This window comes from Solimonas sp. SE-A11, from assembly GCF_030345715.1.
GTDB lineage: Bacteria > Pseudomonadota > Gammaproteobacteria > Nevskiales > Nevskiaceae > Solimonas_A.
Genome location: NZ_JAUASX010000010.1, coordinates 46,267 through 58,898, shown reverse-complemented (window position 1 = coordinate 58,898; position 12,632 = coordinate 46,267). Strand labels below are relative to the sequence as shown.

Annotated in this window: 10 protein-coding genes; 8 read left to right on the top strand and 2 right to left on the bottom strand. The window is 68.3% G+C overall.

Annotation, left to right across the window (positions count from 1 at the left end; all coding sequences use genetic code 11):
* Positions 1 to 92: 92 nt before the first annotated feature.
* The 3 genes from QT386_RS12685 to QT386_RS12675 are packed head-to-tail and all read left to right on the top strand — an operon-like array spanning position 93 to position 3,245.
* Positions 93 to 1,217 carry an acyl-CoA dehydrogenase family protein gene (locus QT386_RS12685; protein WP_289274138.1) on the top strand — a complete coding sequence of 375 codons (1,125 nt, stop codon included), beginning with the start codon at positions 93 to 95 and terminating at the stop codon, positions 1,215 to 1,217.
* A 10-nt stretch (positions 1,218 to 1,227) separates the two neighbouring features.
* Positions 1,228 to 2,466 carry an acyl-CoA dehydrogenase family protein gene (locus tag QT386_RS12680; RefSeq protein WP_289274137.1) on the top strand — a complete coding sequence of 413 codons (1,239 nt, stop codon included), beginning with the start codon at positions 1,228 to 1,230 and terminating at the stop codon, positions 2,464 to 2,466.
* Positions 2,463 to 3,245, top strand: coding sequence for an SDR family NAD(P)-dependent oxidoreductase (locus tag QT386_RS12675; protein WP_289274136.1), 783 nt, complete (start codon positions 2,463 to 2,465; stop codon positions 3,243 to 3,245). The genes QT386_RS12680 and QT386_RS12675 overlap by 4 nt, the downstream gene beginning before the upstream one ends.
* A 62-nt stretch (positions 3,246 to 3,307) precedes the next feature.
* Here the strand turns inward: QT386_RS12675 and QT386_RS12670 are convergent, their stop codons facing one another.
* Complete coding sequence (locus QT386_RS12670) at positions 3,308 to 5,344, bottom strand: bifunctional diguanylate cyclase/phosphodiesterase (RefSeq protein WP_289274135.1); 2,037 nt, start codon at positions 5,342 to 5,344, stop codon at positions 3,308 to 3,310.
* 220 nt (positions 5,345 to 5,564) lie between these two features.
* Between QT386_RS12670 and QT386_RS12665 the strand changes: the two genes are divergently transcribed.
* From QT386_RS12665 to QT386_RS12645, 5 genes are all read left to right on the top strand, one after another.
* A complete protein-coding gene (locus QT386_RS12665; protein ID WP_289274134.1) occupies positions 5,565 to 6,923 on the top strand; it encodes an efflux RND transporter periplasmic adaptor subunit in 1,359 nt (452 codons plus the stop codon).
* Between the two features lie 14 nt (positions 6,924 to 6,937).
* Entirely contained in the window at positions 6,938 to 7,645 is a 708-nt protein-coding gene (locus tag QT386_RS12660; RefSeq protein ID WP_289274133.1) for an ABC transporter ATP-binding protein, read from the top strand.
* Entirely contained in the window at positions 7,642 to 8,868 is a 1,227-nt protein-coding gene (locus QT386_RS12655; protein ID WP_289274132.1) for an ABC transporter permease, read from the top strand. Before QT386_RS12660 ends, QT386_RS12655 begins: the two co-directional genes overlap by 4 nt.
* Before the next feature lie 200 nt (positions 8,869 to 9,068).
* Complete coding sequence (locus tag QT386_RS12650; RefSeq protein WP_289274131.1) at positions 9,069 to 9,776, top strand: SDR family NAD(P)-dependent oxidoreductase; 708 nt, start codon at positions 9,069 to 9,071, stop codon at positions 9,774 to 9,776.
* A complete protein-coding gene (locus QT386_RS12645; RefSeq protein ID WP_289274130.1) occupies positions 9,769 to 10,197 on the top strand; it encodes a 6-carboxytetrahydropterin synthase in 429 nt (142 codons plus the stop codon). The genes QT386_RS12650 and QT386_RS12645 overlap by 8 nt, the downstream gene beginning before the upstream one ends.
* A 126-nt stretch (positions 10,198 to 10,323) precedes the next feature.
* Here QT386_RS12645 and QT386_RS12640 read toward each other — a convergent pair whose 3' ends face one another.
* Positions 10,324 to 12,588, bottom strand: a complete 2,265-nt coding sequence (locus QT386_RS12640; protein WP_289274129.1) for a TonB-dependent receptor — start codon at positions 12,586 to 12,588, stop codon at positions 10,324 to 10,326.
* Positions 12,589 to 12,632 lie beyond the last annotated feature (44 nt).

Genomic DNA, 12,632 nt, shown 5'->3' with positions numbered 1-12,632 from the left:
GGCAGGATGGAAACCTGTTGGTGGCGAACGAGGGCGTTTGCCGCCAACGGGGCTAATATCCTGCGAAAGCACCCCGGAGGAGACCGCGGAACATGGATTTCGACTACAGCGTCGAGCAGAACCTGCTGCGCGACACGCTGGCCAGCTACCTGGCCGATCACTATGACTTCGAGACCCGGCGGGCGGCCGTTGCGGCGCCGGCTGGCTGGCGCCCCAAGGTCTGGGTGGACCTGGCGGAACGCCTGAACCTGCTGGGTGCGCCGTTTCCCGAGGAACTCGGTGGGCTCGGCGGTGGTGCGGTCGAGAACGGGATCGTCATGGAGGAACTGGGCAAGGCGCTGGTCGTGGAGCCCTACCTGGGCACCGTGGTGATCGGCGGTGGCCTGCTCAAGCAGGCGGGTGGTGCACTGGCGGCGCAATGGCTGCCGCGTGTGATCGCGGGCGACGTGGTACTGGCCTTCGCCGGTGCGGAGCGCCAGGTGCGCTATGACCTGGGGCAGGTGGCCACCACCGCGACCCTGCGTGACGGCGGCTATGTGCTCGACGGCCGCAAGGCCGGCGTCACCGGCGGGCCCTGGGCCAGCCATCTGCTGGTCACGGCGAGGAGCGGCGCGGGCCTGAGCCTGCTGCTGGTCGACGCCCAGGCCCAGGGCCTTACTCGCAGCGACTACCCGACCATCGATGGCGGCCGCGCCTCGGACCTCGTGTTCGAGCAGGTCCTGGTGCCGGCGGATCGATTGCTGGGCGCCGAGGGCGGGGCGCTGCCGCTGGTGGAGCGCGTGGCCGACGAGGCCGTCTGCGCGCTTTGCGCAGAGGCGGTGGGTGCCATGCGCCGGATGCTGGCCGAGACGGTGATCTATGCCAGCCAGCGCAAGCAGTTCGGCGCGCCGCTGGCGAGCTTCCAGGTGCTGCAGCACCGCATGGCCGACATGTATACCGCGCTGGAGCAGTCCGCGGCGCTGACGCTGGTGGCGACGATGAAGCTGGACCGTCCGGCCGCCGAGCGTGCGCTGGCCGCCAGCGCAGCCAAGGCGCAGGTGGACAAGGCGGCGAAGTTCGTCGGTGAGTCGGCGGTGCAGATCCATGGCGGAATGGGAATTACCGAGGAGCTGTCGCTGGGTCATTACTTCCGCCGCTGCACCGCCATCGCGGCGCAGTTCGGCAATGCCGACTTCCACCTGCGGCGCTACGCCGACCTGTCGCTGGCCGCTGCCTGAGGAGCCGATCATGAATCTCGATTACACCCCGGACGAACTGGCGTTCCGCGACGAGGTCCGCGCCTGGATCAAGCAGGCCTACGATGCCGAATTGAAGCAGCTGATGTCGCAGAGCAAGAACGGCTACCTCGACAAGGCCGGGCAGGTGAAGTGGCAGAAGAAGCTGGCGGCAAAGGGCTGGGCGGCGCCCGGCTGGCCGGTGCAGTACGGTGGCCCGGACTGGACGCCGACGCAGCGCTACATCTTCCAGAGCGAGACGGCGGCCGCGGGCTGTCCGATCGTCTCGCCCATGGGCATCGCGATGGTGGCCTACGTGATCATGGAGTATGGCTCCGAGGTGCAGAAGCAGCGTTTCCTGCCGAAGATCCTCAACACCGACGAGTGCTGGTGCCAGGGCTACTCCGAGCCGGGTTCTGGTTCCGACCTGGCCTCGCTGCAGATGAGCGCTGTGCGCGACGGCGATCACTACGTACTCAATGGCTCCAAGATCTGGACCACGCATGCGCAGTGGGCCGACTGGATATTCTGCCTGGTGCGCACCAACCGCGAGGCCAAGGCGCAGAGCGGCATCACGTTCCTGCTGGCCGACATGCGCACGCCGGGCATCAGCATCCGCCCGCTGCCGTCGCTGGACGGGCCGATCGACGGCGAGCAAGAGGTCAACCAGCTGTTCTTCGAGAACGTGCGCGTGCCGGTGGAGAACCGTATCGGCGAGGAAGGTCTGGGCTGGACCTATGCCAAGTACCTGCTGCAGTTCGAGCGCGGCACGGCCTACGGTTCATTGCTGCGCTACCTGCTGGCCAAGATCCGCCGCATCGCGCGGGAACAGCCGGCTAACGGTGGCGGCCTGCTGATCGACGATCCGGACTTCCGCCGCCGCTATGCCGAGCTGGCGGTGCGGGTGGAGGCTGTGGACGCCGCCGAGTTGCGCTTCTTCTCCAGCGTGGAGTCGGGCACGGCCATCGGCGCGATGTCCAGCATGTTCAAGCTGGTGGGCACGGAGCTACAGCAGGCGCTGAGCGAGTTCGCCGTGGAGGCCCTGGGGCCGGATGCGCTGCCCTTCGTGCAGGACAGCTTCGCCGAGGTTCGTGGCCGGGCGCCGCCGGTGCGGCCGGTTCCGGACCACGCCGCGGCGGTGACGCCGCTTTACTTCAACTACCGCAAGACCTCGATCTATGCCGGGACCAACGAGATCCAGCGCAACCTGCTGGCGCGGCACGTGCTGAGCGCGGCGGGAGTGCGGGGATGAGCTACGCTCCTTTCGACCTGTCGGGCCGCGTCGCCCTGATCACCGGCGGCAACGCCGGCATTGGCCTGGGCATGGCCGAGGGCTTGGCGCAGGCCGGCGCGGATGTCTGCATCTGGGGCACCAACGAGGCTCGCAACGCCGAGGCGCTGGAACAGCTGCGCCAGCACGGCACCCGCGTGGCGGCTCTGCGCTGTGATGTGTCGGACCGGGCAGCGGTGGAGCACAGTTTCGCGGCCACGCTGGAGCAGTTCGGACGCGTAGACGGCTGCTTCGCCAATGCCGGCGTGATGAGCGTGCAGCTGCCGTTCCATGAGATGACCGAGGCCGACCTGGATCGCACCTTCGGCGTGAACCTCAAGGGTGCGCTGTTCACGCTGCAGTGCGCGGCGCGGCACATGAAGCAGCGCGCCGAGGCAGGCGATGCCTTCGGCCGCCTGGTGGCCACCAGCAGCTTGTCGGCGGTCTCAGGCCTGGCTCGCGGCGAGGATTACGCGGCCACCAAGGGCGCGCTGCTGTCGGTGATGCGCGGGCTTTGCGTGGAATACGCGCGCCATGGCGTCACCGCCAATTCCATCGTGCCGGGCTGGATCGAGACGGCGATGACCGGGCCGCTGCTGGCCAGCGACAAGTTCGTGGCGGCGGTGAAGGCACGCATCCCGCAGCGGCGCTTCGGCAAGCCGCGGGACTTTGCGGGGATTGCGGTGTACCTGATGTCGGGCGCCAGTGCTCATCACACGGGTGACTGCTTCACCATCGATGGCGGTTATCACAACTTCTGAGGATCAGTTGCCGCTCGCCCTTCGACAGGCTCAGGGCGAACGGCAATCGGACCAGCGCTGCCTTAGCCGACCAGCGCCTGCGCGCGGCCGAGGCGCTGCTGGTTCTTGATCATCCAGGCCTCGAAGTCGGGGGCGGCCATGGCTTTGCTGAACAGCCAGCCCTGTCCGCAGTTGACGCCCTTGCGTGACAGGAACATCTGCTGCTCGACGGTCTCGACGCCCTCCGCGACCACGCGCAGGCCCAGGTCGTGGCCCAGGGTGATGATGGTGCTCATCACCGACATGGCTTCCTGCTCCTCGGGGATGCCCTGGAGGAAGCTGCGGTCGATCTTGATGGCCTGCACCGGCAGCTTGCGAAGGTAGTTGAGCGAGGAGTAGCCGACGCCGAAGTCGTCCACCGCGGCGCTGACGCCGCGCATCAGCAGCTGCTGCAGCAGGGCGCTAGTGCGGTCGATGTCGTCCAGCACGATGTTCTCGGTAATCTCCAGCATCAGCCGGTCGCGCGACAGTGGCGAGGCGATCAGGGCCTTCTCGACGTGGCGGATGAACTCGGGATGGCGGAACTGGTGCGCCGAGACGTTGACGGCGACGTAGGGCAGGTCCAGCCCGCGCGACTGCCAGTCGGCGATCTGGCGGCATGCCTGCTGCATGACCCACTCGCCGAGCTGCACGATCAGGCCGCTGGATTCGGCCACCGGGATGAATTCGCCCGGCGGGATCATTACGCCGTCGCGCGGCCAGCGGATCAGGGCCTCGGCGCCCCGCAGCTCGCCGTTTTCCAGGCCGACCAGGGGCTGGTAGTGCAGTACCAGCTCGTTGCGGATCAGGGCCTGGCGCAGCTGCTTGGCCAGGCGCAGGTGCTGGTGCGACTGCTGCTGCAGCTCCGGACGGAACACCATGACCTCGCCCAGGCCGGCCTGCTCGGTGCGGTAGAGGGCTTCGTCGCTGCGGCGCAGCAGCAGGTCGATGTCGCCGCCGTGGTCGGGATAGATGGATACGCCGATGTCGCAGCTCACCATGACGCCGCCGGCGTTGGCCAGCGGTGCGCCGATGTCGCGACGCAGGCCGAGGCAGCGGCCCTGCAGGTCCAGCAGTTCGCCGCCAGCGTGAATCTGGGTGATCCAGATGAAGCCGTCGCTGCCCATGCGGGTCAGCAGGTCGCCGGAGCCCACGGACTGGCGGAGGCGCAGGGCGATCTCGGAGAGGCCAGAGTCGGCGGCGTTGCCGTCGATGCCATGGCGCAGGGTGCGGTAGGACGACAGGCTGATACTGACTATGGCCAGGCGCTGCTGCAGCTCGTGGGCGTCCTGCACGCGCTTGCGCAGCAGCTCGCGGAACAGCTTGCGGTCGGGCAGGCGGGTGACGTCGTCGATGCTGGCCTTGTTGAGGGCCACGCGCTGGCCGTCCAGTGCCAGTTTGAGCTCGGAGACGCGGCCTTCGCTCAGGCGGTGCAGCGAGGCGATGGTACCGAGGCTGAAGCTCAGCAGAGCCAGGCCACTGCCGACCTGGAAGGCGTTCATCCAGGAGGCCGGGGTGCCGGGCAGCGTGTAGCCGATCCACAGCAGGCCGTTGGGCAGCAGCACGGCCAGCAGCAGCAGCGCGCCGGACAGCAGGCCTACCGCCACCCAATGGCCCTGGCGCAGCCGCTGCCAGGCGGCGACCACCAGCCCCAGCGCCGTCAGCGCGGCCAGGGGAGCGAGCAGGGGCAATGACCAGGCCGGGGGCAGCAGCAGGGCGGCGCCGGCGGCCAGCAGCAGCAGGCCGTTGAGGCCGCGCAGGGCCCGGTCCAGGTCGGGGAGGCGGTTTCGGCTGTCCAGGGTCAGGCGGCCGTAGCGCAGCACCACGGCGCTGAACAGCGCGCCGGACAAGGGCATGGCATGGGGCAGGAGCCTGGCCGGCCCCGGAATCTGGCCGCGCCAGGCCAGCAGCCAGATCAGCGAGAGCAGGGCGCTCAGCGAGAGCCAGGGCATGGAGGGCTCGTCGCGGTAGCGGGCGTAGATGGCCAGGCCCAGGACGCCGATCGCCAGCAGGAAGCCGACGTGGACCCCGGCAATCGCGTCCGGGTAGGGCGTGCCGAGGATCAGGCTCCCGGGCGTCAATGGAGCTCCCGGCAGCGGTCCGGGCCCTGTTTGCGCTCTTTTTCGATGGCGTTCATGCGATGGACGCATTCTGGCATTTGTCATGCCGCAAGGAGAAGGGAATTCCACATCATGTCAACGCTCTCAGGATCACCGCGTTTCATCTGATGGATGACACAATATTGCTGCTAGGCTTTCCGACCCCCCGCTCGTTCCACAGACCCTGCCGATCCCGTACTCCATGAATTCGAACAACAATCTGCGCTCCGGTCGCCCGGCCCGGCGCTGGGGCCTGTGGGCCACCGCCGTGCTGGTGATCGCCGTCGTCCTCTGGTGGGGCCGGGGCTGGCTGAAAGGTGAGGAGCCGCCCGCATTCACCACGGTGCCCGCGGAGCGCGGCGAGGTGGTCGCCAAGGTCACCGCCACCGGCACCCTGTCGGCGCTGGTGACGGTCCAGGTGGGCAGCCAGGTCAGCGGCCGCATCCAGGACCTGTCGGTGGACTTCAACTCCCAGGTTAAGAAGGGGCAGCTGATCGCCAAGATCGACCCCCGCCTGTTCCTGGCGGAGGTCGAGCAGCAGCGCGCCAACGTGATGGCGGCCGAGGCCAACCTGACGCGTGCCAAGGTCCAGGCCCAGGATGCCCGGCGCCAGGCGCGCCGCGCCGACGAGCTGTCCCCGCGCGGGCTGATCTCGCAGAGTGAGCGCGACACGGCGCAGGCCACCGCTGACGCCGCCGATGCCTCGGTAGTCTCGTCGCAGGCGGCGCTGGCCCAGGCTCGCGCGGCGCTGAACCGCGCCCAGGTGAACCTGAACTACACCGACATCATCTCCCCGACCGACGGCGTGGTGATCTCGCGCAGCGTTGATGTTGGCCAGACGGTGGCGGCCTCGCTGCAGGCGCCGGTGCTGTTCACCATTGCCCAGGACCTGCGCCAGATGCAGGTCAATACCAGCGTGGCGGAGTCCGACGTGGGCAAGCTGCAGGCCGGCATGAAGGCCAACTTCACGGTGGACGCCTATCCGGGCGAGCGTTTCCGTGGCGAGGTGCGCCAAGTGCGCGACTCCGCCACCACTACCCAGAACGTGGTGACCTATGACGCCGTGCTCGACGTGACCAACGAGGAGCTGAAGCTCAAGCCCGGCATGACCGCGAACGTGACCTTCGTTTATGCGCGGCGCGAGGACGTGCTGAAGGTGCCCAATGCGGCGCTGCGTTTCCGCATGCCGACCCCGGCTGGCGGGCGCGAGGCCGGCAGGGCGACCGGCGCGGCCCGGTCGCAGGGCCAGGGCCAGCCGCCGGCGCAGGACGGCCAGGGCGCGGCGCTCCGCCAGCCTGCGGCGGGCGCCGAGGGCGGCAACGGCGAGCGCCGGCAGCGGCGCCAGCGTGGCGGTGAGGGCGCCGCTGGCGGTCCGCGCACGGTCTACGTGCTGCGCGACGGCCAGGCCCAGTCGGTGGAGATCAAGACCGGCATCAGCGACGGCAGCTACACCGAGGTGGTGGAGGGCGCGCTGCAGGAAGGCGACGAGCTGATCACGGATATGCCCTCGGCGGAAGGCGACAAGCCGCGCGCCAGCGGTCCCGGCATGCGCATGTTCTGAGGCGGTCCACCAACATGGCACTGATCGAACTGCGCGAGGTCACCCGCGAGTACCACATGGGCGACGTCGAGGTGCGCGCGCTGCGCGGCGTGACCCTGGACATCGAGGCCGGCGAGTTCGTGGCCATCATGGGCACCTCGGGCTCCGGCAAGTCCACGCTGATGAATACCCTGGGCTGCCTGGACCGGCCGACCTCGGGACATTACCGGCTGGACGGGCGTGAGGTCTCGACCCTCGGGCGCGACGAGCTGGCGGAGATCCGCAACCGCACGCTGGGCTTCGTGTTCCAGAACTTCAACCTGCTGGCGCGCACCAGCGCGCTGGAGAACGTGGAACTGCCCTTGCTGTACGCCGGCGTGCCGGCCGCCGAGCGCCATGCCCGGGCCGCCGCCGCGCTGGAACGCGTGGGCCTGGGCAAGCGCCTGGACCATACGCCGAGCCAGCTGTCCGGCGGCCAGCAGCAGCGCGTGGCCATTGCCCGCGCCCTGGTGGGCGAGCCGCGCGTGATCCTGGCCGACGAACCCACCGGCAACCTCGACTCCGCCACCAGCGTTGAGGTCATGGCCCTGTTGCAGGCGTTGGGCCGCGCCGGTATCACGGTGATCCTGGTGACGCACGAGCTGGATATTGCCGAGTACGCGGCACGAAACATCGTCATGAAGGATGGACAGGTGATCAGCGACATCCGTCGTGAACCGGTGTTGGCGGAGGTGCCGGCATGAACCTGCTGGCCGTGATCCGAGTGGCGATCCGCGCGCTGCTGCGCAACCACCTGCGCTCCTTCCTCACCGCGCTGGGCATCATCATCGGCGTGGCGGCGGTGATCGCGATGGTGTCGATCGGCGAGGGCGCCAAGTCGCGCGTGGAGCAGAGCTTTGCCGCCATGGGCACCAACCTGCTGGTGGTGCGCTCCGGCTCCAGCCAGATGGGTGGCGCACGCGGTGGCTTCGGTAGCCAGCCGACGCTGACCTGGGACGACCTCAAGGCGATACAGACCGAGCTGTCCTCGGTGAAGTATGCGGCGCCGGAGCTGCGCGGCAGCCAGCCCCTGATCTCCGAGGAGCAGAACTGGACCACGCGCGTAGCCGGCGTGACGCCGGATTACCTGCTGCTGCGCAACTGGCGCATCGCTAGCGGCAGCGGCCTGCCGGAGGACCCGGATTCCAACGCCAAGGTGGTGGTGCTGGGCAAGACGGTGGTGGAAAAGCTGTTCGGTGCCTACTCCGATCCGGTGGGGCAGATCGTGCGTATCCGCAACGTGCCCTTCGAGGTGGCCGGCGTGCTGGAGGCCAAGGGCCAGTCGCCGATGGGCGACGACTACGACGACACCGCGCTGGTGCCGGTGCGTGCCTATGCCGAGAAGCTGCAGGGTGGCCTGAAGAAATTCATCGCCGGTACGATCTACGTCAGCTCCGCCACGGGCGTGCCGACCTCCAAGGCCGAGAGCGACCTCAACAACCTGCTGCGCGACCGTCACCGCATCCGCGTGGGCGGAGAAGACGACTTCAACGTGCGCAATCTCGCTGAGATTGCCAGCGCACAGGAGGAGAGTACCAAGACGCTGACCACGCTGCTGGCGGCGATCGCGGCGGTATCGCTGCTGGTGGGCGGCATCGGTGTGATGAACATCATGCTGGTGTCGGTTACCGAACGCACCCGCGAGATCGGCGTGCGCATGGCGGTGGGCGCGCGCCCGCGCGACATCCTGCTGCAGTTCCTGGTGGAGGCCCTGGTGCTGGCCCTGATCGGCGGCCTGACCGGCGTGGTCCTGGGCGTGACGATCGCCCAGCAGCTGTCGTCCTCGTTCGGCTGGCCGCTGCTGATCCGGGTGGACGTCGTGCTGCTGTCGGTGGCGGTCAGTGCCGCGGTGGGCGTGGTGTTCGGCCTGTACCCGGCACGCAAGGCCTCACAGCTCGATCCGATCGAGGCCCTGCGTTACGAGTAGCATGAGGCGCTTCCAGGGCTGATCCGGTCGCCAGCAAGCTGGATCCTACAGGAGGAAACATAGGGGTCGGCGTGCTGGCGATCGTACTTCTGCCTGCATGGTCAAGGGACATGCCGCAAAGGGGGGATGCGCCGGGGGTGGTTTCGGTCATGCTGCAAACCGGTGCATCATTTACATCCCCCCCAAGGTCCAAGCTCCTGATGACCCAGCAGAAACAGCGTCATATCCTCGTTACGGGCGGAGGCTCCGGCCTCGGAGGCGCCACCGCGCGCCTGCTGGCCGGCCAGGGCCATCGCCTGACCCTGCTGGGCCGCCGGGCCGAGGCCCTGGAGCAGGTGGCCGCGCCGCTGCGGGCCCAGGGAGCGGACGTGCGCGCCCAGGCCTGCGATCTCGGCGACACGGCGGCGCTGGACGCGCTCTATGCCGGTTTCGGCGATGCGCCGCCCGACGGCATCGTCGGCAGCGCCGCACAGTTGCTGATCAAGCCTTTCATGGAAACCAGCCTGGACGAGTACGACCAGGTCATGGACGTCAACGTGCGCGGCCTCTGGTACCTGTGCCAGCACGCCTTCCGCACGATGAGCAAGCGCGGCGGTGGCGACATCGTGCTGGTGTCGTCGCTGTCGGGCATCCGCGGCCTGCAGATTGCGCCGGGCAAGAGCGTCTACGCGCCCAGCAAGCATGCCGTAACGGGGCTGACGGAGTCCCTGGCCTTCGACGGCCGCGAGTTCAACATCCGCGTCAACGCGGTGGCGCCGGGCTACATGAAAACCGAAATGAACGCGCGCTATGGCCTGTACGGCGGCGCGCTGCCGGACGAGGTGGCGCCAAGCGTGGCATACCTGCTGGATCGCGCCCAGTCCGGCGCGACCACCGGCACGACCCTGGAGGTGTTCTGCAATGGCTGATTCCCGGCCGATCGTCACCCTGAGCCGCCGCGAGTCGTTCTGCGCCTCGCACCGCCTGTGGGAGCCGACGCTGTCGCGAGAGGAGAACTTTGCGCTGTACGGCAAGTGCGCCCGCGACAACGGCCACGGCCATAACTATGTGCTGCAGGTGACGCTGCGAGGCGGCGTCGACCCGGCCAGCGGCATGGTGGTGAACCTGGCGGACCTGAAGAACTTCCTGCGCGAGGAGATCATTGCGCGCGTGGATCATTACCACCTGAACCACGATGTGGAGATGTTCCGCGACGTGAATCCGACCTCCGAGAACGTGGCGCTGGTGTTCTGGAAGGTCTGCCATGCGCGCTTTGGCGCGCTGCTGTCCGAGGTGCGCGTCGAGGAGACGCCTGACAATATCGTCTGCTATCGGGGCGAGTTGACGTAATCCCCAGAAGCGTAGCCCGGGTTGCCGAAGGCAAGCCGGGCTACTGCGACTTTTCATCTGCCGCTACCCGGTTGCCTTTCACACTTCGACAGGCTCAGGGCGAACGGCAACTCCATCGAGACCTGATTACTCCATCTGCCATTCCAGCACCGCCCCGAAGCTGCGCGGCTCGCCGTAGCGGCTAGCCAGGCGCGTGCCGGCCACCAGGGCTCCCTGGTCGTTCAGCTCGTCGGTCAGGTTGCGGCCGTAGACTGCCAGGCTGAAGCCGGCCGGCAGTGCGTAGCCCAGCTTGGCGTTGACCAGAACGCGCGCGTCGGCGCGCGACTGCGGATCGTTGTCCGGGTCACTGTAGAAGGAGCCGACATAGTTGGCGGCTACCTGGCCGCTGATGCGGTGCCACTCCTTCAGCGTCAGGCCGATTCCGGCGGTCTGGCGCGGGGCGTAGGGGAACTCGTTGCCCTTGTAGTCCTCGTCCTCCGGATCGGTGGTGGCGCCATTGCCGTTGAGGTCGTTGCCGAACTCGTCGAACTCGCTGCGCAGCAGGCCGAAAGTCAGGAAAGCTTCCAGCGGTCCCTGGAACTTCCACAGCAGCTCGGTCTCCAGGCCGTAGTAATGGGAGCGGCCGGCGTTCTCCGTGTAGGTGGAAAAGCCGGAGGTTTCGCCGATGGTCACCTGCTGGTCGCGCCAGCGGGTGTAGAACAGGTTGGCGTTGAAGGTGAGGCGCTCGTCCAGCCAGCGCGAGCGCAGCGACAGTTCGACCGTCTTGGTGTACTCGGGCTCATAGGGGCTCACGGCACCGCCGAAGAAGGAGATGCTGGTGCCGCCGGAACGGTAGCCCTCCTGGTAGGTCAGGCCTAGGGAGCTGTTGTCCGTGACGAACCAGGTCAGGCCGGCCTTGGGCAGCAGGTCGGTGTAGCGGGTGCGGTCCTGCTTGTCGTAGTCGGGCGGCACGGTGCCGGAGGCGATGGTCGACAGCAGGTCGGACAGCGGATCGGGCAACGGCAGTACCACGGGGATCGGCAGGGGCAGCTGCGGCGGCGTGGTGACGCTCAGGTCAAGGTTGCTGACGTCATGGCGGCGCGCACGTTCCTGGTTGAGGCGCAGGCCGGCAGTCAGCCGCCAGGCATCGGCGAAGTCCCAGTCGGCTTCGGCGAACAGGGCCGCCGTGCGGGTGTTGGCTTCGGAGTCGATGGTGCCGTTGAGCAGGGCGACGCCGCCGGCGGCCGCCACGTCGTAGCCGATGGTCTTCTTCACCACGTCCGAGTCGGCGTAGTAGAGACCGGTGATCGCCTTGAAACGTGGGCTCGAGTAGCGCAGGCGCAGTTCCTGGCTGAGGATGTCTTCGTCCTCGGTGTTGTCCGAGTAGCCGCCATCCGCCGCGCTGCGGTCGTAGTCGATGGTGTAGAGATTGGACAGCTCCGACCAGCCGCTGATCGCGTCCAGGCTCCAGCGCGGGTTGAAGGCGTAGCCCTGCTCCAGGCTGTGCAGCTTGGTGGTCACGTCTTCGTTGGGGCGGACGTTGGAGGTTTCCGTGCGCTCGCCGCCCGAGGAGTCGTGGAAGGGGTCGCCGTATTCGTTGTCCGACTCGGTGTAGCCGTAGAGGGCCTTGTAGCCGGGCAGGGCCTGCGGGGTCCAGGCCAGGCGGGTACGGACGTTGCGCGTGCGTTCGCGCTGGGCGTCGTCCTCGTTGCGGGTGGTGTTGACCACGTCGCCATTGTCGTAGCGGTCCTGGGCGGCGATACGAAAGCGCAGGGCGTCGGTGATGGGGCCGCCACCGGCGAAGGCGTAGTCATGGCCGTCGCGGCTCATGATGCCTGCGCGCAGGCGCGCGTCCCACTCCGCGGTGGGCTCTATCGAGCGCAGCACCACGGAACCCGCCAGACTGTTGCGGCCCTGGTTGGTGGACTGGGCGCCGCGCAGGACCTCGACCTGCTCCAGGTCCCAGGCCGACAGCGGGCCGGCGAAGGCGCCGGCACGCGAGGGCAGGGCCACCCCGTCGAGGTAGACGCTGATGGTGTCGCCCTGGCCGCCGATGCCGCCCTGCGGCACGCCGCGGATGGCGATCTCGCGGTCGCCGTCGGCCGAGACCACGTTGGCGAACTGGGTGACGATGTCCTTCATCGAGGCATCGCTGCCAGCCTTGAGATCCTCGCGCGTGACAATGGCGACGCTGCTGTTGGTCTCGGCCAGCGAGCGGCCCAGCTTTTCGCCGGTGACCACGACGGGCGCGAGCTTCACCGGCTCGTCCGTTTCAGCCAGTGCCGGCGTGGCTTGCGGCGTCCGCACGACTTCGATGACCGGCACGGCGGCTTCGGCAGCGGGCGCCTCGGGCTGGGCGACGGCCGCCAGGGGCAGCAGGCCGGCCAGCAGGGCGAAGGGGGGCTTGTTCATGGGAGGAAGATTTCCAGTTGCAGTCCGAGCACGCGGGGTTCGCC